Annotated in this window: 24 protein-coding genes; 15 read left to right on the forward strand and 9 right to left on the reverse strand. The window is 68.8% G+C overall.

The window, feature by feature from the left end; genetic code table 11:
• Nucleotides 1–53: 53 nt before the first annotated feature.
• A complete protein-coding gene (locus KZ810_RS14305) occupies nucleotides 54–1,154 on the forward strand; it encodes a DUF2332 domain-containing protein (RefSeq protein ID WP_219769804.1) in 1,101 nt (366 codons plus the stop codon).
• Here the strand turns inward: KZ810_RS14305 and KZ810_RS14310 are convergent.
• From KZ810_RS14310 to KZ810_RS14330, 5 genes are all read right to left on the reverse strand, one after another.
• Nucleotides 1,151–2,077: a helix-turn-helix domain-containing protein gene (locus KZ810_RS14310; RefSeq protein WP_219769805.1), complete on the reverse strand. Its 927-nt coding sequence runs from the start codon at nucleotides 2,075–2,077 to the stop codon at nucleotides 1,151–1,153. The genes KZ810_RS14305 and KZ810_RS14310 overlap by 4 nt on opposite strands.
• A 96-nt stretch (nucleotides 2,078–2,173) precedes the next feature.
• On the reverse strand, nucleotides 2,174–3,091 hold the full coding sequence (locus KZ810_RS14315) for a pirin family protein (RefSeq protein WP_219769806.1): 918 nt from the start codon (nucleotides 3,089–3,091) through the stop codon (nucleotides 2,174–2,176).
• Entirely contained in the window at nucleotides 3,075–3,533 is a 459-nt protein-coding gene (locus KZ810_RS14320; RefSeq protein ID WP_373369170.1) for an NUDIX hydrolase, read from the reverse strand. The genes KZ810_RS14315 and KZ810_RS14320 overlap by 17 nt, the downstream gene beginning before the upstream one ends.
• 4 nt (nucleotides 3,534–3,537) lie before the next feature.
• The gene (locus KZ810_RS14325) at nucleotides 3,538–4,245 is read right to left on the reverse strand and encodes a glutathione S-transferase (protein WP_219769808.1); all 708 of its coding nucleotides are present in this window, start codon (nucleotides 4,243–4,245) and stop codon (nucleotides 3,538–3,540) included.
• Nucleotides 4,242–4,526 (reverse strand): BolA family protein, encoded by a 285-nt coding sequence (locus tag KZ810_RS14330; RefSeq protein ID WP_444547607.1) that lies wholly within the window; start codon nucleotides 4,524–4,526, stop codon nucleotides 4,242–4,244. Before KZ810_RS14330 ends, KZ810_RS14325 begins: the two co-directional genes overlap by 4 nt.
• Before the next feature lie 121 nt (nucleotides 4,527–4,647).
• Between KZ810_RS14330 and KZ810_RS14335 the strand changes: the two genes are divergently transcribed.
• Nucleotides 4,648–5,247, forward strand: coding sequence for a J domain-containing protein (locus KZ810_RS14335; protein ID WP_308461560.1), 600 nt, complete (start codon nucleotides 4,648–4,650; stop codon nucleotides 5,245–5,247).
• 5 nt (nucleotides 5,248–5,252) lie between these two features.
• Here KZ810_RS14335 and KZ810_RS14340 read toward each other — a convergent pair whose 3' ends face one another.
• Nucleotides 5,253–5,708: a VOC family protein gene (locus tag KZ810_RS14340; protein ID WP_308461561.1), complete on the reverse strand. Its 456-nt coding sequence runs from the start codon at nucleotides 5,706–5,708 to the stop codon at nucleotides 5,253–5,255.
• 178 nt (nucleotides 5,709–5,886) lie between these two features.
• Here KZ810_RS14340 and cobS point away from each other — a divergent pair, with 178 nt between their 5' ends.
• Both cobS and cobT read left to right on the forward strand, forming a co-directional pair.
• Entirely contained in the window at nucleotides 5,887–6,891 is a 1,005-nt protein-coding gene (cobS, locus tag KZ810_RS14345) for a cobaltochelatase subunit CobS (RefSeq protein WP_219769809.1), read from the forward strand.
• Complete coding sequence (gene cobT, locus KZ810_RS14350) at nucleotides 6,892–8,718, forward strand: cobaltochelatase subunit CobT (RefSeq protein ID WP_219769810.1); 1,827 nt, start codon at nucleotides 6,892–6,894, stop codon at nucleotides 8,716–8,718.
• Between the two features lie 5 nt (nucleotides 8,719–8,723).
• Here the strand turns inward: cobT and KZ810_RS14355 are convergent, their stop codons facing one another.
• A complete protein-coding gene (locus KZ810_RS14355; RefSeq protein ID WP_258044956.1) occupies nucleotides 8,724–9,185 on the reverse strand; it encodes a hypothetical protein in 462 nt (153 codons plus the stop codon).
• A gap of 110 nt (nucleotides 9,186–9,295) precedes the next feature.
• Here KZ810_RS14355 and KZ810_RS14360 point away from each other — a divergent pair, with 110 nt between their 5' ends.
• From KZ810_RS14360 to KZ810_RS14400, 9 genes are all read left to right on the forward strand, one after another.
• Nucleotides 9,296–9,565, forward strand: coding sequence for a ribbon-helix-helix domain-containing protein (locus tag KZ810_RS14360; protein WP_219769811.1), 270 nt, complete (start codon nucleotides 9,296–9,298; stop codon nucleotides 9,563–9,565).
• Nucleotides 9,566–9,623: 58 nt separating this feature from the next.
• Nucleotides 9,624–12,089, forward strand: coding sequence for a TonB-dependent receptor (locus KZ810_RS14365; RefSeq protein WP_219769812.1), 2,466 nt, complete (start codon nucleotides 9,624–9,626; stop codon nucleotides 12,087–12,089).
• 16 nt (nucleotides 12,090–12,105) lie between these two features.
• On the forward strand, nucleotides 12,106–12,789 hold the full coding sequence (locus KZ810_RS14370; RefSeq protein ID WP_219769813.1) for a Fe2+-dependent dioxygenase: 684 nt from the start codon (nucleotides 12,106–12,108) through the stop codon (nucleotides 12,787–12,789).
• Nucleotides 12,790–12,850: 61 nt separating this feature from the next.
• Nucleotides 12,851–14,014: a PepSY-associated TM helix domain-containing protein gene (locus KZ810_RS14375; protein ID WP_219769814.1), complete on the forward strand. Its 1,164-nt coding sequence runs from the start codon at nucleotides 12,851–12,853 to the stop codon at nucleotides 14,012–14,014.
• A gap of 42 nt (nucleotides 14,015–14,056) precedes the next feature.
• Nucleotides 14,057–14,971: an acetylglutamate kinase gene (gene argB / locus KZ810_RS14380; protein ID WP_219769815.1), complete on the forward strand. Its 915-nt coding sequence runs from the start codon at nucleotides 14,057–14,059 to the stop codon at nucleotides 14,969–14,971.
• 327 nt (nucleotides 14,972–15,298) lie between these two features.
• Nucleotides 15,299–15,682: a VOC family protein gene (locus KZ810_RS14385; RefSeq protein WP_219769816.1), complete on the forward strand. Its 384-nt coding sequence runs from the start codon at nucleotides 15,299–15,301 to the stop codon at nucleotides 15,680–15,682.
• Between the two features lie 204 nt (nucleotides 15,683–15,886).
• Nucleotides 15,887–16,198 (forward strand): YggT family protein, encoded by a 312-nt coding sequence (locus KZ810_RS14390; protein WP_219769817.1) that lies wholly within the window; start codon nucleotides 15,887–15,889, stop codon nucleotides 16,196–16,198.
• Nucleotides 16,199–16,280: 82 nt separating this feature from the next.
• Nucleotides 16,281–17,150: a bifunctional methylenetetrahydrofolate dehydrogenase/methenyltetrahydrofolate cyclohydrolase FolD gene (folD, locus tag KZ810_RS14395; RefSeq protein WP_219769818.1), complete on the forward strand. Its 870-nt coding sequence runs from the start codon at nucleotides 16,281–16,283 to the stop codon at nucleotides 17,148–17,150.
• Between the two features lie 25 nt (nucleotides 17,151–17,175).
• Nucleotides 17,176–17,796: a MarC family protein gene (locus KZ810_RS14400; RefSeq protein WP_219769819.1), complete on the forward strand. Its 621-nt coding sequence runs from the start codon at nucleotides 17,176–17,178 to the stop codon at nucleotides 17,794–17,796.
• Between the two features lie 40 nt (nucleotides 17,797–17,836).
• Here the strand turns inward: KZ810_RS14400 and KZ810_RS14405 are convergent, their stop codons facing one another.
• Together KZ810_RS14405 and KZ810_RS14410 are read right to left on the reverse strand one after the other, a co-directional pair.
• Nucleotides 17,837–18,046 carry a hypothetical protein gene (locus tag KZ810_RS14405; RefSeq protein ID WP_219769820.1) on the reverse strand — a complete coding sequence of 70 codons (210 nt, stop codon included), beginning with the start codon at nucleotides 18,044–18,046 and terminating at the stop codon, nucleotides 17,837–17,839.
• 10 nt (nucleotides 18,047–18,056) lie between these two features.
• Nucleotides 18,057–19,760, reverse strand: a complete 1,704-nt coding sequence (locus KZ810_RS14410) for an AcrB/AcrD/AcrF family protein (RefSeq protein WP_373369173.1) — start codon at nucleotides 19,758–19,760, stop codon at nucleotides 18,057–18,059.
• A 164-nt stretch (nucleotides 19,761–19,924) separates the two neighbouring features.
• Between KZ810_RS14410 and KZ810_RS14415 the strand changes: the two genes are divergently transcribed.
• The gene (locus KZ810_RS14415) at nucleotides 19,925–20,356 is read left to right on the forward strand and encodes a GtrA family protein (RefSeq protein WP_308461563.1); all 432 of its coding nucleotides are present in this window, start codon (nucleotides 19,925–19,927) and stop codon (nucleotides 20,354–20,356) included.
• Complete coding sequence (locus KZ810_RS14420; RefSeq protein ID WP_219769821.1) at nucleotides 20,356–21,084, forward strand: class I SAM-dependent methyltransferase; 729 nt, start codon at nucleotides 20,356–20,358, stop codon at nucleotides 21,082–21,084. Before KZ810_RS14415 ends, KZ810_RS14420 begins: the two co-directional genes overlap by 1 nt.
• Nucleotides 21,085–21,119: the final 35 nt, after the last annotated feature.

A 21,119-nucleotide genomic window follows, 5' to 3' on the forward strand; every position in this document is an offset into this window, starting at 1 on the left:
TACGAGCGCCGGGGAGGGGGCGCAATGTCGCGCAACGAGACAGGAGACGCGCGATGGCGAGCGAGGCGGAAAACCGGGCGGCGTTCGAGATCCAGGCGGGCTATTGCGATGCGATGGACGCGCCGGTCACCGCGCGTGTGGCACGCGCCCTCGGCCGCGCACTGACGCGGGAGACGTTGGTCGGGCGACGGGTGCTCGACTGGACGGGCGAACCCGTCGCCGATGCGCTGGTGTTGCGGCTGATCGGCGGGATCCACGCGATCCATCGACGCGGCCTTGACGCGCCGTTGTCGCAAGTGTTCGCCGGCACAATTACCGACGATCCCGACGTCGACGCGGCACTGGTGAATGCCGTCGCGCATCACGATACCGCATTACTCCCGTGGCTCGACGGGCCGCCGCAAACGAACGAGGTTGCCCGCTCCGCCGGCCTGATGACCGGGCTGCTCCACGTCACACAGCGTTTTGGTCCGAGCATCGAATTGCTGGAGATCGGTTCGAGCGCCGGGCTCAACCTGCTGATTGGACGGATGCATTTCGATCTGGGCGGCGTCGCGGTCGGCCCCGCTGGGTCGCCACTTCGAATCACGCCGGTGTGGCGCGGGGCGACGCCGCCCGCCGCCCGGGTCGCGGTCACGTGCGCGCGCGGTGTCGACATCGCGCCGGTCGACCTCGACAGCGCGCGAGCGGCCGAGCGGTTGCAGGCTTACGTCTGGGTCGACGCGGTCCAGCGGCAGGCTCGGCTCGACACCGCGATCGCGATGGTGCGCGAACACGGGGTCGAGCTCGAACAGGGCGACGCCGCCGACTGGGTCGAGGCGCGGCTCGCCGAGCCGCAGCCGGCGGGCGTGACCCGTGTGCTGATGCATTCGGTGGTGTGGCAATATCTGTCGCCCGCCGGCCGCGCGCGCATCGGCGCGGCGATGGCGGCCGCGGGCGCGCGTGCCACGCGCGAGCGTCCGCTCGCCTGGGTGATGATGGAGCCCAACCGCGACCTCCATCGGCACGAGGTCCGGGTGCAATGCTGGCCCGGCGGTTCGCCAATGGAACTCGTCGCGCTCACGCACGCGCACGGCGCCTGGGTCGAGGGGCTCGCCCCGCCGTACGAGACGCGCGACTATGTCATGCGCCGCGCGGCCTATGCGACCGGCTAGCGCGGGTGCGCGTGGAGCGCCTGCGTCGCGGGGCCGATCGCGGCGGCGCGCGCGACCATGCTCGCCGCCATGAAGGTCGTGCCCTGCGCTATGAACCGCCGCGGCGTGGTGCCGAGAAACGTGTTGGCGTCGCGCAGGAAATGCGACGCGTCGTAATAGCTGCTGTCGATCAGGTGGTACGCCATCGGCTCGCCCGCGCGCAGCAGGCTGACGAACGAGCGCAGGAAGCGCGCGCGGCGCAGCAGGATCTTGGGCGGCATCCCGAACGCGTAGATCGCCAGCCGGCGCAGCGTCGTCGTCGGCAACCCCAGCCGTTCCGCCGCGTCGCCGATCTCGATCACGCCGTCGACCAACATCAGCTCGGTGAAGCCGCGGATCGCCTCCTCGTGCGGGTGACGGTGCATGAACATCGGCGCGAGGATCGCGTCGAGCGTCGGTGCGATCGCGCGTTCGTCGCCAACAGCCTCCAGCGCGGACAGCATCTGTTGCGCGACGTCGGGGTGTAGCACCTGATCGAGCGGCACCACGCGATTGTGGAACGTCCCCGCGGGCCGCGCGAACATCCGCACCCAGCCGAGCGCGGTCAGACCGATCCCGACCTGGACGCCGCCGGTGGTCGTTGCCCGGAACGCATTGCTGGTGGCGCCGTACAGGCTGACCGGCGCGGGGGTGAATCGGTGGTTGCGGATCGCGATCCCGACCGGCCCGGCATCCAGCAGCACGCAGATCATCGGCGGCGCGGGCAGGAACCAGTTGACCATCTCGTCGCGCGCGGTCGCGGCATAGGTCGCGTAACCGCTGACCAGTTCGTGCAGATCGGCGGCGGGCAGATCGTAGCGCAGCGCGAGGCCGGGCGGCATCCGGAATGCTGTCTCTGGTACGCCGGGGCGATTGGTGCCGCCGCGCAGGTCCTCCGCTCTCATGCCACCTCTAATGCGTGGGGCACGCGCGAACGACCCTCCCCTGTAAAAAACTGTGGGCCCGATCCTGATCCGGATCAAGCCCGTCACGCTGACCGATCACGGATAGCTGACCGTTTTCGGTACTTCGGGGATCGGGATCCATTCCTGGTCGTCGCCGGGCACTGCGGCGAATTCGCCCGCCTTCCACGCGCGGCGCGCCTCGCGGATACGGTCGCGCGACGAGGAGACGAAATTCCACCATACGTGGCGCGGGGTCGAGAAGGCCGCGCCGCCCGCCAGCATCACCCGCCCGCCGCTGTCCGACCTGAGCGTCGCCGCGGTGCCGGGGCGGAGCACGTAGAGCCGCTGCGGCTCGAGCGTCATGCCGTCGAGCGTCGCCTGCCCGTGTGCCAGATACACCGCGCGCTCGTCGGTCGAATGATCGACCGGCACGCTGCCGCCCGCGTCGAGCGTGATGTCGGCGTAGATCGTGTCGGCCCAGGTCGTCGTCGGCGCACGCTCGCCCCAAAGCGACCCCATGATGACGCGCGCGCGTGCGCCGGCGTAACCGATCTCTGGCAATGCCTCGGCCGCGACATGCTCGAACGCGGGGTCGTGCTCTTCCAGATGGTCGGGCAGCGCGAGCCAGGTCTGGATGCCCGCGAGTGCGGGGCCGTCCGCGCGCACGTCCTGCGGCGATCGCTCGGAATGGACGATGCCCGATCCCGCGGTCATCAGATTGACCGCGCCCGGCGTGATCCGCACGTCGCTGCCGAGCGAATCGCGGTGCTGGAACGCGCCCTCGAACAGGTAGGTGACCGTCGACAGCCCGATATGCGGGTGCGGGCGCACGTCGACGCCGTCGCCCGGCGGCAGGTGCGCGGGGCCCATCTGGTCGAAGAACAGGAACGGGCCGACCATCGTCCGATCCTTGTGCGGCAGCGTGCGATAGACCTTGAACCCGCCCAGATCGTGCGTCGCGGGCGCGAGCGTCTGGAGGATCAGCGCGTCGCCGTCGTTAGGGGGCGTGGACATCGGTTTCCTCCAGCATCGTCAACAGATCAGCGGGATAGATCACTTCGGGCCAATCCGCGAGTTCGTCGCGCGCGAACCAGCGCGCCTCCGCCATCAGTTCGCGTTCCTGCTCGGTCAGCGCGGCACCCGACACGTCGTGCGCGTCGACGTCGACGCGGAACCAGCGTTCGTCCGCGGTCACCTCGACCCGGTCGAAGGTCAGGAAATCGACAACGCGCCGCGCGACCTGTGGGCCGCAGTCGCGGTCCAGCCCCGTTTCCTCCCATAATTCGCGCCGTGCCGCCGCCTCGTAGCTCTCGCCCGGATCGACCGCGCCGCCCGGCGTGCACCACAAGGGCGCGCGGTCGGGCGGGGTGAAGCGGAACAGCAGCACGCGGCGGCGCGCATCGACCAGCAGGATGCGCGCCGCCGGCCGCGGCACGCGCGTGATCGCAGCGCTCACCCCCTTACTCGCCATCGAGTTCGGGATAATGGCGAAAGATACCCTCTTCATTGAACGCGATGCGACGCGCGCTGCCCAGATAGGCGTGAACGCCCGGCAGCTTGGCGACCAGATCGTGGACGCGCGCCAGCGCGGGATAGCGGGGGCCAAGCGTCGCCATCTGCCGCGGGAACATGTAGCGCAGCCCCTCGATCAGCTGGAAGATCGAGGTGTCGGCGTAGGTCCAGCGATGGTCGATCATCCACGGCCCGTCGTTGCACTCGGCCGCTTCCTCGAAATGGTCGAGGTATTTGACCATCCGCTCGTCGCGGAACTGCTGCGCGGCGCGCGCGGCCTCCGCCTTCTGGTCGTCGTAATAGTCCATCACCGCGACCGGATGGTGAACGTTGTGCGCTTCCGCCACCATGTCCGCGATGGTCAGCTGGAGCTGGTGAACCCAGTAGCGGTCGGCGATCGCCGACGGCGCCAGATCGCGGCGATCACCGAGGTAGAGCAGGATGTTCGCCACCTGCGCGATGACCAGCCCGTCGATCTCGAGATAGGGCGGCGCGAACGGCGCACGCCCGGCGCGCGCGTCCAGATCGTCGATCAGCGCGTCGGTGCCCTTCGTCCGCGCACAATCCTCGTAGTCGATCCCCGCGGCCTCCAGCGCCAGCCGGACGAACTCGCCGCGGCCCTGGATATGGGGCCAGTACCACAGCCGCGGTTTCATCGCCCGGCGTCCGCTTCCACGTTGCCGGCTTCTTCGTTGCGCGGCGCGCGGGCCTCGATCGCGAGTGCGTGGATATGATCGGCGAGCAGATCGGCCAGCGCGCGATTGACCAGCCGCTGCTGCGCGACGCGCGACTGGCCCGCGAACGCCGCGCTCTCGATCACGACGCGGAAATGGCTCTCGCCCGATCCGTCGTCGCCCATGTGGCCGCGGTGCTGCGCGCTCTCGTTGATAACGCGCAGCTGCGTCGGCGCCAGCGCGTCGGTCAGCCGTTCGATCATCGCGCGCTCGACGGGGCCGGCGTCGGGGGCGGTATTCGGGTCCGCGTTCGGGGCGGTGGCAGGGTCGGTCATGCGCCCCATATAGGCGGTTTTCGCGGGAAAGGCGCCAGGCTCGATCATCGTGACCGTCAAGAAGGACAGATCAAACACGCGGTTCCACGGCCGCATCGAAAACAGCGAGCGCGGCTGCGATCATCCCGGTTGCGCCGAGGCGGGTGAGTTCCGCGCGCCCCCGCTCGAAGGTCCCGGCAGCGGCGACGGGCCGCCGCGCTTCCGCTGGTTCTGCCTCGACCATGTCCGCGCGTTCAACGCCGGATACAATTATTTCGAGGGCATGACCGCCGACGAGATTCACCGCGCGCAAAGCCCGACCGCGGGGTGGGAGCGCGAGACGCGTGCGTTTGCGCGCGCGGGGCAGGGCGATCACCCGCCGCGCTGGGCCGATTTCGCCGACCCGCTCGACGCGATCGGCGCGCGTTTCCGCCGCACGGTCGCGCCCGAACGCGCCGACGGCAAGCCGTTGTCGGGGGAGGACCGCCGCAGCCTCGACGTGCTCGGCCTCGCGCCCGACGCGGATCGCCCCTCGTTGCGCAAACGCTATTCCGAGCTGGTCCGCAAATACCACCCCGACCGCAACGGCGGCGATCGCAGCCACGAGGATCGGCTGACCAAGGTGATCGCCGCCTATCAGCAACTCCGCCAGGCGCCCGCCTTCGCCTGACCGCGCTACGCGTCGGCTCCGTTGTCCGGCATGGTCGCGAACGGCCCCCAGCCGTGCCCGTCCCGATCCTCGAACGCGCGGCTGTACATGAAGCCCAGGTCCTCGGGCTCGTGCAGCTCGCGCCCGCCCGCGGCGAGCGCGGCCTGCGTGATCGCGTCGACCTCGTCGCGGTGGCCGAGACCGAGCGCGAGGAGCGCGCCCGTCTCGGTGAATGGGTCGATGATCCGCTTGGGCGTGAGCGTCGCGAACAGTTCGTGGTCGAGCAGCATGACGGTGATCCCTGCCGCCCATTGCATCGCGGCACCTCGCGCGGTCGAGAATTCAGCATTCCGCTCGAACCCCAGCGCCGCGTAAAACGCTGCGGCGCGCGCCACGTCGGCGACGGGCAGGTTCACGAAGATCGTCCGCGTCATGTGGATGTCCCCCGCACGCGAGTCGCGCACGCGATCAGGATGCGCCACCAGCACGCGAATGCAACCGCGGAGCGCTTGCGCGGCGGCGGCAACCCGCCGCGTCCCGGGGCGTTATCCCACCCGTTCCATCTGCCGGCGCAGGCCGGGCCGACGCCCACGCCGGGTTGACGCGAACGCGATCCCTTCGCACTGATTGCGGCAACTCATAACAAGCGGCTCAAGCTCGATGAACGATCTCTCCAACACCCAGCCCGACAGCCGGGACAGCACGATCATGGACGCGCCCGACAAGATGGTCGGCGTGCGCGAGCTGTTCGGGATCGACAGCGACATGGAGGTGCCCGCCTTCTCCGAAGCCGACGAGCGCGTCCCCGATCTCGACCCCGCCTATGTGTTCGACCCCGACACGACGCTCGCGATCTTGGCGGGCTTCGCGCACAACCGCCGCGTGATGGTGCAGGGCTATCACGGCACCGGCAAGTCGAGCCATATCGAGCAGGTCGCGGCGCGGCTCAAATGGCCGTGCATCCGCATCAACCTCGACGCGCACATCAGCCGCATCGACCTGATCGGGCGCGACGCGATCGTGCTGCGCGAGGGGCAGCAGGTGACCGAGTTTCGCGAAGGCCTGCTCCCCTGGGCGCTGCAGACGCCGACCGCGCTCGTCTTCGACGAATATGACGCGGGCCGCCCCGACGTGATGTTCGTGATCCAGCGCGTGCTCGAAACCGAGGGCAAGCTGACCCTGCTCGACCAGAATCGCGTGCTGCGCCCGAACCCGTGGTTCCGCCTGTTCGCGACCGCCAATACGGTCGGGCTGGGCGATACCAGCGGCCTCTACCACGGCACGCAGCAGATCAACCAGGGTCAGATGGACCGCTGGAACATCGTCGTCACCCTGAACTACCTGCCGGCGCAGACCGAGGCGAACATCGTGCTCGCGAAATCGGGCGAGTATGACAAGCCCGAGGGCAAGAAGACGGTCGAGAACATGGTCCGCGTCGCCGACCTGACGCGCAAGGGCTTCATCAACGGCGACATCTCGACCGTCATGAGCCCGCGCACCGTGATCACCTGGGCGCAGAATACGCTGATCTTCAAGGACATGGGCTTCGCCTTCCGCCTGTCGTTCCTCAACAAGTGCGACGACGCCGAGCGTCCGTTGGTGGCCGAATATTACCAGCGCGTGTTCGGGAAAGACCTGCCCGAGAGCGTGGCCACGAAGGCGTAAATGGCGACCGACACGCCCCTCGACCGGTTCAAGGCAGTCCTCGGCGGCACCGCACGCGCGTTGTCGGACGAGGCGGAGGTGGAGCTCGCCTTCACCGCCGACGCGCCCTCGGCGTCGGGCAAGCATATTCGCGTGCCGATGCCCGCGCGCTCGCTACCCGCGGATCAGGTGGCGGAAGCGCGCGGGTTCGCCGACGCGTTCGCGCTGCGGCTGAAACACCACGACACCGCGCTTCACGCGCGCGGCGCGCCGAATGAGGCGGTGGCGCGCGCGGTGTACGACGCGGTCGAGACGGCGCGGGTCGAGGCGCTAGGCAGCCGCGGCTACGCGGGCATCACCGACAATCTCGCCACCGCGCTCGACGTGCGGCTGCGCTCCGACCCGATCACGCGCGCGCGCCAGCAGAGCGAAGTGCCGCTGTCGACCGCGCTTGGCCTGATGGTGCGCGAGGCGCTGACCGGGCTGCCGTCGCCGGTCGCGAGCGAGCCGGGTCTCGCGCTGGTGCGCGACTGGGTCGGAGAACGCGTCGATCTGGACGAGCTCGCGCTCGTGCTCGACGATCAGCGCGCGTTCCAGGGCCTGACGCGCAAGCTGCTCGAGGACCTCGAACTCGTCGAGGGCGAGCAGGTACCCGAGGAGAGCGACGAGGAAGGCGGCGAGGACGAGGCCGGCGGCGAGGGCGAGGACAGCGACGAGGCCGACGAGGGCGAGGCCGAGGGCAGCGAGGGCGAGGCGCAGACCGAGGCACGCGGCGAGGAACGCCAGTCGGACGAGCAGGACGGCGAGGGGCAGGAAACCGACGGCGATGACATGGACGACGTCGACGGCGAACCCGGCGACGAGGGCGAGGAGGGGATGCAACCCGTCCGCCCCAATCGCCCGCCCGCCGACCATATGCCTCAGTTCGACTACAAGGTCTGGTCGACGCAGTTCGACGAGGTCGTGGCGGCGACCGACCTGTGCGACGCCGACGAACTCGTGCGGCTGCGCGGTTATCTCGACCAGCAGCTCGTTCACCTGCAATCGACCGTCTCGAAACTCGCCAACCGGCTCCAGCGGCGGTTGATGGCGCAGCAGTCGCGCTCGTGGGATTTCGACCAGGAGGAAGGGCTGCTCGACGCCGCGCGGCTCGCGCGCGTGGTGACCGCGCCGGGGCAGTCGCTCAGCTACAAGATCGAGCGCGAGACCGATTTCCGCGACACCGTGGTCACGCTGCTGATCGATAATTCGGGGTCGATGCGCGGGCGTCCGATCTCGATCGCGGCGATCAGTGCGGACATCCTCGCGCGCACGCTCGAACGCTGCGGCGTCAAGACCGAAATCCTCGGCTTCACCACGCGTGCGTGGAAGGGCGGGCAGTCGCGGGAGACGTGGCTGTCCGCTGGTCGCCCGCCGCAGCCCGGGCGGCTCAACGACGTGCGCCACATCGTCTACAAGAAGGCCGACGAGCCGTGGCGGCGCGCGCGCACCTCGCTCGGACTGATGATGCGCGAGGGGCTGCTCAAAGAGAATATCGACGGCGAGGCGCTGCTGTGGGCGCACGCGCGGATGATGGCGCGGCCCGAGGAACGCCGTATCCTGATGGTCATCTCCGACGGCGCACCGGTCGACGATTCGACGCTCAGCGTGAACTCGGGCAGCTACCTCGAACGCCATCTGCGGCAGGTGATCGACTGGATCGAGAAGCGCTCGCCGGTCGAGCTGGTCGCGATCGGCATCGGCCACGACGTGACGCGCTACTACAGCCGCGCGGTCACGATCATGGACGCCGAGCAATTGGGCGGCACGATCATCGAACAGCTCGCCGCGCTGTTCGACGCCGAGTGAGGCGGTCAGGCGTGTGGACGCTCTCCATCAACGGTCAGGTCGTCAGGGCGGGTCAGTCGTAGGTGTGTCTGGTAATAGTATTTGCCGGTTGGGCAACCGTCAGCGATGAAATCGATCCGGGTCTTACGCGCAGTGCCGCGCACCGCAATGGTGTGGCCTAACAGGTACGTGGTCGGAGCGCTGCCAAATCTTCTCAGCAATGCTTGGTTGACGGCAGGCGTCAAGGCGACCGTCAGATTGCGCGGGTCGCGATAGTCGTGCTCCGAGTTCAGGTAGAAGCCGTGATAATCCTCGCCGCCGGAGCGCACTGCGAATTCGAACACCCCCGACACGCCGCTTGGAGACTCGGCGGCGTTCATCACCGCCTGCTGCGGCGACAGTCGGTAAGACGATGGTACGTCGGCGCCGATGACGAACATCGCGGCGACGATGCTCAGCGATGCCGATATCGCTCGATCAACCATCATCGATCCCTCTCCACATTCCCGTCTCGCCACGCTGGCAGCGGTTTGTGTCGCCGACAAGTCAGCGGCTTTCGCCGGGAAGCGAAATCCCGCAAGCCTTTGGTCGTTTTTCGATGACGATCGTCGCGCCGCCCGGCGGGTTCGTTGGTCCGGTCAAACGCTCGATCACGATCGCGGGGCACCAGACCTCGATCAGCCTCGAACCCTTGTTCTGGCGCGCGCTGGAGCAGGCCGCGGTGGCGCGCGCGCTGCCCCTGTCGGCGCTCGTCGCGCAGGTCGACGCGGTCAGGATCACCGCGCGCGACGCCCCCAACCTTGCCAGCGCGCTGCGCACGTGGATCCTGGCACAATCTCGCGACAAAGATGCGACTGGATCGCATTAGCGTTGACAGTGCGAGTGACTCGCAATAGCTGAGCCCCGACAACAAAGGGGTTTGTTTCATGTCATCCTGCGCGTCGCCGTTCCTCGCGCTGTCGTGCGTCGGCTTCATCGCCAGCGCGCCCGCCATGGCCGAAGCGCCGGTGCCGGTGCCCGTATCCGGCGTCGAGGCGCGCGCGCAGGACGGTCGCGCGCAGATCGACCGCGACGACGTCATCGTCACCGCCGCCGCGCAGGCGAGGCCACCCGCGGTCGAGAGTCCGAAGGCGACCTCGGCGCTGATCGATACGCCGCAGACGATCACCGTCATCTCCGACCAGACGCTCAGGAAGCAGAACCTGCTGACGCTGCGCGACGCGTTGCAGACGATCCCCGGCATCACCTTCGGCGCAGGCGAGGGCGGCGGCGGCTACGGCGACACGATCAACCTGCGCGGTTTTTCCGCCAACAACGACATCACGATCGACGGCGTCCGCGACAGCGCGCAATACAGCCGCACCGATCCGTTCAACCTCCAGCAGATCGAGGTCTACAACGGCGCCAATTCGGTTTTCAACGGCTCGGGCAGCGTCGGCGGGACGATCAACCTCGTCAGCAAGGAACCGCGTCCCGAGGATCTGACGATCGCGCAGGCCGCGATCGGGACCGACGATTATTACCGCGCCGCGGTCGACGCCAACCAGCGCGTCGGCGATCTGGTCGCGGTGCGGCTTAACGGCGTCTATCATCGCAACGACGTGCCCGGGCGCGATGTCGAGCGGATGAAGCGCTGGGGCGTCGCGCCCGCGGTGACGATCGGCGTCGGCGCGCCGACCAGCCTGACGCTCGCCTATGTCCATCAGGAAGACCGCAACACGCCGCTCTACGGCATCCCCTATTTCGTCACGCCGGTGAACGACGGCCCGTTGCCCGGCACCAGCCGCTCCGATTATTACGGCATCGTCAATCTCGACCGGCAGGACGTGACGGTCGACCGGCTGACCGCGACCTTCCGCCACGCGGTCAATGACCAGATCGCGGTCCGCAACCTGACACGGTGGCAGCGTGTCGGGCAGAACAGCGTGACGAGCGCGCCGCAGGGCACCTTCTGCCTCGCGGGCACGAACCGTCAGCCGGTGACGGCGGCGATCAACGGTACCGTGGGCGCCGCGTGCCCGACCGGATTGCAGCCCGGCTTCTGGCTGCCATCAGGTCCGCGCGGACTGCTGCGCGAGCAGGAAAACCAGCTGCTGTTCAACCAAACCGACCTGCGGCTGGAGCATGGCGAGAAGGGCGGCGTGCGCAACGTCGCCAACATCGGCGTCGCGGGCACGATCGAGGATTACGACCTCGTGCAGGCTTCCCTGACGCGCACGGCGGCGGGGGCCGCGGTCACCTTGCCCCCGCTCAGCATCGTCGCGCCGGACACGACCTATACCGGCCAGGTCAACCGAACCGTCACGGCGATCTCCTCCGCCACCTCGCGCAATCTCGCGGTCTATGCTTTCGACACGCTGGAGCTGGGGCGCTACTTCGAGGTGAACGGCGGCGTCCGGTGGGAAAGCAACCGCGCCACCTTCCGCGCACACCCGCTCGCGTTCGTGCCGCCGGGGTCGACGCAGGTCACCGCGCTCGCGCAATTGCCGCAGGTCAGCCGCGAGCGACTGTTCTCCTACCGCATCGGCGGCGTGTTCCACCCGGTGCGCGACGTGAGCGTCTACGCCGGCTACGGCAACGCGCGCACGCCTTCGTCGGCGACGGTGCGGCTGGGATGCGGCACGCTCGCGACTGCCACCGCGGCGGACCCGTGCGCGGTCGCGCCCGAGACCGCGCGCAATTACGAGGTCGGCGTCAAGGCGGGGCTGTTCAACCGCCGCCTGGAGCTGACCGCCGCCGTGTTCCGCAACGAGCGATCGAATTTCCGCGTGCCGTCGAACGACCCCGCGCTGCCTGCCTCGCTCCAGGTGCTCGACGGCCGCAGCCGCGTCGACGGAATCGCGCTCGGCGCCAGCGGCAACGTCACGCGCAACTGGACGATCTTCGCCAATTACACCTATCTCGACGGGCGGGTACGCCAGTCGGTGTCGGACTATTGCCGCGCCAATCCGCGCGGGTCGGCGGCGAACGTCGGCGGCAACGGGTGCACCAACTCAGTGGCGATCCCCGATCCGCAGGCGGGCAGCCGGCTGATCCAGACCCCCGAACATTCGGGCAGCCTGTTCACCACCTATCGCCTGCCGTTCGGGTTGGAGCTCGGCTACGGGCTGACCTATCAGGGATCGTTCTACGCCAACGCGCCGGTCGTCGCCGCCGACGGGCAGGTGACGCCGCAGTACAAGGTCGACGATTACCTGATCCACCGCGCCTATCTCGCCTACACCGTCCGCGAGGGCGTGACGCTGCAATTGAACGTGCAGAACCTGACCGACGAGCGTTATTTCACCAGCGTGCGCAACAACGTCAACGCGACCAGCGGTGTCGTGACCGGCGGCTGGGCGGCGCCCGGCGATCGTCGCCAGGCGGTGCTGAGCCTGTTCTACAGTTTCTGATGCAGGGACTACCGTCATGCTGATCGCGATCCCCGACGTGCTCGACCCCGCCGGCGTCGCGCGACTGCGCGGGGTGATCGATGCGGGCGCCTGGGCCGACGGCAATGCGACCAGCGGGCCGCAGTCGGCACTCGCCAAGCGCAACGAGCAATTGCCCGAGGACGATGCCGCCGCGCGCGAGGGCGGGGGGCACGTCCTCGACGCGCTCGGTCGCTCGCCGCTGTTCGTCGCCGCCGCGCTGCCGCTCAAGGTCTTTCCGCCGCTGTTCAACCGCTACGCCGGCGGGCAGGCGTTCGGGATGCACGTCGACAATGCGATCCGGCTGCGCCGCGGCAGCGATTTCCGGTTGCGCGCCGATCTGTCGGCGACGCTGTTCCTCGCCGACCCCGACAGCTACGACGGTGGCGAACTGGTGATCGAGGATCAGTTCGGCGAACAGCGCGTCAAGTTGCCCGCCGGGCACATGGTGCTCTATCCCGCCTCCAGCCTCCACCGCGTCGAGCCGGTGACGCGGGGCACGCGCATCGCATCCTTCTTCTGGATCCAGTCGATGGTGCGCGACGATGCCGCGCGGCGCATCCTGTTCGAGCTCGACCAGAGCGTGCAGGCGATCGCCGCCGACAAGGGGCACGGCGACGCGACCGCGATCCGGTTGACCGGGGTGTACCACAATCTGCTGCGGCGCTGGGCGGACGCATGACGCTGCGATTGACGCGCATCAACCTGCGTGCGAGCCCGCGCGGTGGTCGGGGGACGAAAGCATGAACAAGCTCAAATGGCGCAAGGCGTGGTTCCAGGTCCACAAATGGATCGGGCTGCTGCTCGCGGTCCTGATCATCCCGATCTCGCTGACGGGGGCCGCGCTCGTCTGGCACGACGCGCTCGACCGCGCGGTCAATCCGTCGCGCTATGCGATCAGCGGCCAGACGCTGCTGCCGCTCGACCGCTACGTCGCCGCCGCACGCACCCGGATCGCGGGCGGTGACCGTATCGCCAATCTGGTGCTGCCCGAGGATGGCGACGGCCCCGTCACCGTGACGGTCGCGCCCGCATCCCCATCCGCAACCACACCGGGCGCGAAGCCGCGCGGTGGGCCGCCGCCGCGCACGATGATCTACCTCGATCCGCCGAGCGCGCGCGTGCTCGACGTCGCCGACAGTCGCACCGGACTGGTGCGGACGATGCACGTGATCCACGGCAGCCTGATGGTGCCGGGGGTGGGGCGCAGCATCGTCGGCTGGATCGGCGTCGCGATGATGCTGTCGAGCTTCACCGGGCTGTGGCTGTGGTGGCCGTCGGTCGGGCGCTGGGCGCGGGGCCTGCGCTGGCGGCGGCACCGCAACACCGACACCAATCTGCATTACCTGACCGGTTTCTGGGTCGCGCTGCCGCTGTTCGTCCTGTCGCTTACCGGGGCGTGGATCAGCTTCCCCGCGTTCTTTGGCGCATTGGTGGGCGAGGGCGCGCGCGGACCGGGTGGCCCCGCCGGCGTTCGCGCCGCGGCGATGCGCGCGCGTCCGCTCGACCGCCCCGCGCTGCCGCTCGCGCGCGTCGTCGCGCTCGCCAAGCCGCTGGCGAGCGAGGCGCGATTGCGCACGATCGTGTGGCCGACCGACCTCAAGGCCGACTGGACCGTCTCCTACGACACGCAGCCGATGCGCGTCGTCACCGTCGCCGACGACAGCGGCGTCGCCGCGCTGGAGCGCAGCCGCGGCGGGGTGGGCGTCGCGCGCTGGATGCGGCGCATCCACGACGGCACCGACATGGGCTGGCTGTGGCAGGCGATCATCTTCGCGGGCGGCGTGATCCCCGCGCTGCTCGGCGTGACGGGGGTCATCATGTGGTGGCGTGCGCGCGGATGGAAGGCGGACCTCGCCGCGCGGCAGCGGGCGAAGCGCGCAGGGGTAGCGCAGGTGAATGCGTAGCGCGCTTTCGCAATCGCGCCGCGGCCGCTATCGCGCGCAGCCATGACCGATCACACCCTGTCGCCCGCGCTCAAGGCCGAGACTCTGGTCGAGGCGCTGCCGTACCTGCAACGCTACGCGGGCAAGACCTTTGTCGTGAAATACGGCGGCCACGCGATGGGCGACCATCAGGCGCAACGCGATTTCGCCGAGGACGTCGTGCTGTTGAAGGCGGTCGGAATCAACCCGGTCGTGGTCCATGGCGGCGGGCCGCAGATCGGCTCGATGCTGAAGCGGCTGGGGGTCGAATCGCGCTTCGTCGACGGGTTGCGCGTGACCGACGCGGAAACCGCGCGGATCGCCGAAATGGTCCTCGCCGGCTCGATCAACAAGGAGATCGTCAGCTGGATCGGCCGCGCGGGCGGGCGCGCGGTCGGCATCTCGGGCAAGGACGCCGGGCTCGTCCAGGCGGAAAAGGTTGGCACCAGCCGCGAGGCCGATCCGCTCCAGGGGATCGAGCGTCACGTCGACCTGGGGTTCGTCGGCGAGCCGGTCGCGGTCGATCGCCGCATCATCGACACGCTGTCGGCCGACGGGATTATCCCGGTGATCGCGCCGATCGGCATCGGCGCGGACGGCCACACCTACAACATCAACGCCGACACGATGGCGGGCGCGATCGCCGCCGCGCTCGGCGCATCGCGCTTCTTCCTGCTGACCGACGTCGCGGGCGTGCTCGACAAGCAGGGCGAACTGCTGACCGATCTCGACCCCGCTGAGGTCAAGGCGCTGCGCGACGACGGCACGATCAGCGGCGGCATGATCCCCAAGCTCGAAACCTGCGTCGCCGCGGTCGAAGCCGGGGTCGACGCCGCGGTCGTGCTCGACGGCCGCATCCGCCACGCGATGCTGCTCGAAATCTTCACGCGTCGCGGCGCGGGCACGCTGATCCGCCGCGGCGAAGCGGCTGGGAACTGACGCGCGGCCACGCCGACGCCGGGGCTGTCCTACACGCGGCCACCCTGCCAGTCCCTGCATTGCTCCTTGACACCGCAACACACAGACGCGCGCGCACGCACATGCGTAGGGGTGTGACCTTTGTGACCTTCCGCAATGCCGGGGCGCGGGCATGAAGGACACGTTTGGTACCTCCAGAGGACGGCACCCGCACCATCACCGCCCTCGCCCAATGTCCAACATTCCGATGGCCGGGGGTGACCGTGAGTGGTGGGCGGGTTAGGTGAGACCGCTAGCGGCGATCGAATGCGATCAGCCTTTGGGAGAGAATGCGTGCTTTTTCACACCATGGTCGGATCGAACGACATCGAACGCTCCAAGCGTTTCTACGACACGGTGCTCGGCACCTTGGGTGCAGGGGAAGGGACGCGAAACATCGCCGACAGCGGCCATACGCGTTTGATCTACAATAACGGCAGCGACACCAACTTCATCGTCAGCCAGCCGATCAACGACGAACCAGCAAGCGTCGCCAACGGCAGCACCGTCGCCTTTTCCTGCGACTCGCCCGAGCAGGTGAAGCTGCTTCACGATACCGCCGTTGCCGCTGGCGGAACCTCGATCGAAGCTCCGCCCGGACCGCGCGAAACCGCTTCGATGGGCACGATCGAATTGGCTTATTTTCGTGACCCCGACGGCAACAAACTATGCGGAATTCATTTCCCCGCCTGATCGGCCCGGCACGGGTCCGCTTTTGGCGTAAGCGGACCTCAGCCATGCCATCCCGCGAATGTCGGCGATGCATCAAAACACGGCATTCCCGACCCCACTCCCGCCATCGCCCCCGGAACCACCGTCCCGCGTCTCGCGTAGGGCGTTCCGTTCCACGTCCGCATCGGCTAGAACCGATCGCACCCGTTCGGAGATGAAGCCCCCGTGTTGACGCTGACCATCATTCAGATCCTCCAGGTCCTGCTCAACGTCGTGTGGTGGGTGATCATCATCCAGTTCGTGCTGTCGCTGCTGATCGTCTTCAACGTCATCAACACGTCGAGCCCGTTCGTCCGCTCGCTCCACGACGGGCTCGATCGGCTGACCGATCCGCTCTACCGCCCGATCCGGCGGCGCTTGCCCAACACCGGCGGGATCGATTTCGCGCCCATGATCGTGCTCGTGCTGATGGCGATCGCGAACATCATCCTCAACAACGTCGGCGCGAGCGTGATGGCGAGCGGCAACGCGATCTGATCGCGATACGCACCGCTCGCAATTTGCCTAACCGGCGCCGCGGCGCTGGCGAAGGCCGCCGCCGCACCCTAAGGAGGCGGGCATGACTGCACGGATCATCGACGGCAAGGATTTCGCGGCCGGCCTGCGCGCGCGGGTCGCGGCCGAAGTAGGGCGCGTCGTCGCCGCATCGGGGCGCAAGCCGGGGCTGGCGGTGGTGCTCGTTGGCGAGGATCCCGCCTCGTCGGTCTACGTCCGCAGCAAGGGCAAGGCGACGCTCGCCGCCGGGATGGAAAGCTTCGAGCATCGGCTACCCGCCGACGTCGGCGAGGACGAACTGATCGCGCTGGTCGACCGGTTGAACGCCGATCCCGCGGTCGACGGCATCCTCGTCCAGTTGCCGCTGCCGCGCCACATCGACGAACGGCGCGTCATCACGCGGATCGATCCCGACAAGGACGTCGACGGCTTCCACCCGGTCAATGCCGGGCGGCTCGCGACCGGGCTCGAGGGGTTCGTGCCCTGCACCCCGCTCGGCTGCCTGATGCTGCTGAAGGACGTGCATCCGACGCTCGCCGGGCTCGACGCGGTGGTGATCGGGCGCTCGAACATCGTCGGCAAGCCGATGGGGCAATTGCTACTGGCGGAAAGCTGCACCGTCACGATGACGCACAGCCGCACGCGCGACCTCGCGGCGCACGTTCGCCGCGCCGACATCGTGGTCGCCGCGGTCGGCATCCCGGGCTTCGTAAAGGCCGACTGGATCAAGCCCGGTGCGAGCGTGATCGACGTCGGCATCAACCGCACCGACGCGGGCCTCGTCGGCGACGTCGATCCCGCCGCGGCGCAGGTCGCGGGCGCGATCACCCCGGTGCCCGGCGGCGTCGGCCCGATGACGATCGCGGTGTTGATGCGCAACACGCTCGTCTCGGCGGCGCGGCGCGAGGGCGTGACGCTGGACGACGCGCTGTGATCCCCTCGCACCGACGGCGCGGCTGATGCTCGAGCTGTTCGTCTCCTCGTTCGTCACCTTTTTCGTGGTGATCGACCCGCCCGGCTGCGCGCCGATCTTCGCCGGGCTGACCGCGGGGGCGACCGCGGCGCATCGCCGCGCAATGGCGGTGCGCGCCGTGATCGTCTCGGCGATCATCCTGCTCGTCTTCGCGCTGGTTGGTGAGCCGCTGCTCCACGGCCTCGGGATCGAACTCGCGAGCTTCCGCATCGCGGGCGGGATCATGCTGTTCCTGATCGCGCTGGAGATGGTGTTCGAGAAGCGCACCCAGCGGCGCGAGGATCGCGCGGCAAAGGTCCAGGCGACCTCCGAGGTCGAGGACGTGTCGATCTTCCCGATGGCGATGCCGATGATCGCGGGGCCGGGCTCGATCGCGACCGTGATGCTGCTGATGGCGCGCAACAACGGATTCGAGCGCTCGCTGGTCGTCTTCGGCGCGCTGCTCGCCAACCTCGTGCTGATGCTCGTCGCGCTGCTGGCGGCGGGGCCGCTGATGCGCGTGGTGGGCGCGAAGATCGAGGCGGTGGTGACGCGTATCCTCGGTGTGCTGCTCGCCGCACTCGCGGTTCAGTTCGTGATCGACGGCGTGATGGAACAGTTGCGCTAACGACGGCGCAGGCGACCGGCGAGGGCGATCAGGCGTTCGATCAGCCCCCGACGCCGGACGCGCCCGCGCCGATCACGGCAACGCCGGTCAGAAACATGACCGCGCCGCCGCCGCAGGGGCCATCCACCCCCGCGCAAGACAGCGCTCCGCCGACGAGGGTAATCAGCGTCCAGAGGCCGAGCGCCGGCAACGCAAGCACGACCGCGGCCATCACGCCCCAGTCGATCGACGATCGATCGCGATAGGCCATTCCCGCCCGCCTAGTTGATGCGAAACGCGCGGAACGGCGACCGCGCGGGCAGCGGCACCGGCTCGAGCCAGTCGAATGCCTTGCCGTGCGCCAACTGGTCGTAGAACCCGCCCTTCGCCTTGGCGCGGTAATTGGTCGATTCCGCCATGTTGGGGCAGACGAGCAGCAGCGTCGCGCCGTGGCGGCGCATGATCGCGCGTGCCTCGGCGGGCGAACGGCTAAAGGCGTGCTGAACGTCGAGGATCGCGTCGCCGTTGCGGTGGTACGGCCCCGCGATCGCGTCGTGATGCGTCAGCGTGATCAGCCGCGGGCCAAGGTCGACGAAGGTGAACACCGTCTGCGCGGGGATCGCGTTCAACGGCGCCATCGCCGGGATCGTCAGGCAGCGCCCCGTCGCGCGGTTGACGCGGGTGACATAAGCGTTGGGCCGGTCGATCGGCAGATAGCGCACCGCCAGCGTCATGAACCAGCCCGAGACGAGGACATAGGCCATCGCCGCCGCGGCGAGCTTCGCCGGCCACCAGCGCGGGGAGGCGACCCACGGCAGCATCGCGACGGCGAGTGCGACCGCGCCGGGCACCGCCATCAACTGCGCGGCGGGTCCTGCGCGCGCCTGCCACAACAGCATGACGCACGAGAAGGCGGTGAACAGCGCGACGCAGGTCCACCCGAGCAGCGCGGGGGTCCGACGCGCGCGCCACGTGGCGAACAGCGCACCGACCAGCCCGATGATCGGTAGCGCGACGATCGGGGCGGCGCTGCGCAACGGGTGCCGGTAGATCGGCTTCGCCTCGCGGACATTGGCGAGCCAGCTTGAATAAAGTTCGGGTGATACCTGCTCGGGGCGGCCGAGGCATTGGGGGAAGGCAAGCGCGAAGAAGGCAGCGACGACCCCGCCCGCGACGAGCGCGGCGGCAATCCGTACCCCGCGACTGCGCGGCGACCAGAAAGCGAGCGTAAGCAGCAACGCTGCAGCGACCACGACGGTCGACAGATAGACCGGGGTCAGCGCGTCGCACCGCATGACGCGGTTGGCGTAGGAGGCGAATCCCGCGAACCCCGCCGCCGTCCCGCCGCCGAGCGACAGGGCGTAGGCGGCGAGCCGCGCATGCTCGGCCCGGTCCCATACCCAGCGAAGCGCGATGATCGCCCCCGCCATCGCGGCATAGGGGAGCAGTTCGAGCCCGATCGACAGCGAGTAGGCGCTGGCGAGCCCGACGATCACGCCCCCGCGCGACGCCTGCGGATCGCATAGTCCGGCCACCGTCAGGCACAGCATCGCGAGCTGCCAGCCGTGGTGGTCGATCCGGTCGGGCATGTACATGCCCAGCGCGACGTTGGTGACGAGCACCACCGCGATCGCGATCGGCCAGGCGAGCGGCGACACCAGCCGCCGCACGGTCGCGCCGAGCCCCAGCAGCGCGAGCGACAAGGGCAGCAGCGGCGCGATGCCGCACGCCAGCCGTTCCGCCTCGGCCACGCCGGTGAAGGGGCGAAACAGCAGGATCAGCGCGGCGATCGGCAGGTCGACCAGCCGGCTCCAGTGGACGTTGAAGCCCGTCGGTGGGTTCAGGCGATAATTGGTGAGATCGAACCAGCCCTGTCCGGCGAGCAGCGCGCGAACCTGCATCAACCGCATGTTGTCGTCGGTATCGCCCAGGCTCAGCCACTGGATCGCGTTCCAGCGCTGCCCGACATACCATGCCGCGATCATGATCCAGGCGATCAGCGTCAGATTGATCCAGCGGCGGTCGAGCACGCTTGCCAGGCGCGGGGGCACGGCACGGGGCAGGATGGTCAAAACGCTTCCTTCATGGCGCGCGAGCTAGTACGGCCGCCGCCGCGCTCCTGACGCGGGGATGCACAAAGGGCAAGATGGTGGCGGCAGGCAGCAACGAGGCAGGCGGGACGTATCGCCGGTCGGATCATCGCGAGATGTTCTGGCAGCTCGTCCGCTTCGGCATCACCGGCGGGCTGGTGACGGTGTTCTACGCCGCGGTCTATTGGCCGCTCGCCACCTATGTGATGAACCCCAATCTGGCGGTGGTGATCGCATTCCTGGCGGCAACCGCGGTCGGGCGGTTCGCGCATGGCGCGGTCAGCTTCAAGGGGCACGGCACGCGCTCGGCCCGCACTGCGCGCCGCTTCTTCGTGGTGCAGCTGTTCGGGTTCGCGCTGCAGCAATTGTTCACCTGGGTTTTGGTCACCGGACCCTTCTTTCATGGACCGACGTGGTGGCCATTGGTGCCGGCGGTGACCGTCGTGCCGCTGATCACCTTTGGCCTGCAACGCAACTGGGTTTTCGCATAATGGATCGCCGCGTCTACGATCGCATGGCCGAGCACGATTCCACCCATTGGTGGTACCGCGCGCGCCGCGATATCCTGTCCGATTTCGTCACGCGCGACGGGCATCTGCCCGCGAACGCGCGCATCCTCGAGATCGGCTGCGGCACCGGGCACAACCTGCCGATGCTCAGCACGTTCGGCCGCGTCGATGCGATCGAGATCGATCCCGCGGCGCGCGACATCGCGAGCGCGCGGCTCGGCCGCCCGGTCGGCGACGCGCCGCTGCCGGTGCTGCCCGGCGTCGAGCGTGGCAGCTACGACATGGTCGCCGTCCTCGACGTGGTGGAGCATATCGCCGACGACGTCGGCGCGCTGAAGGCGATGCGCGAATGTCTGGCGCCCGGCGGCAAGATCCTGATCGCGGTGCCCGCGCACCAGTGGATGTGGAGCGCGCACGACGTCGTGAACCACCACGAGCGGCGTTATTCGAAGAAGACGCTGACCGCGGCGATCCGTGCGGCAGGGCTGCGTCCGCGCAAGCTCGGCTATTTCAACTCGATCCTGTTCCCGCTCGCGGCGGCGGCGCGGATCGCCGGGCGGCTGACCGGGCGCGACGACAGCGACGATTCGCCCCCCGCCGCCCCCGTCAACGCGCTGTTCGAGCGGATCTTCCGGGTCGAGCGGCATTTGGTCGGGCGCGTGCCGATGCCGATCGGCGTGTCGATCCTCTGCTTCGCCGAGCCTGCGTGAGCTGACGCCGCCCGCGCACGGCGGCGGGGCATCGC

This window comes from Sphingomonas citricola, from assembly GCF_019429535.1.
Lineage (GTDB): Bacteria > Pseudomonadota > Alphaproteobacteria > Sphingomonadales > Sphingomonadaceae > Sphingomonas > Sphingomonas citricola.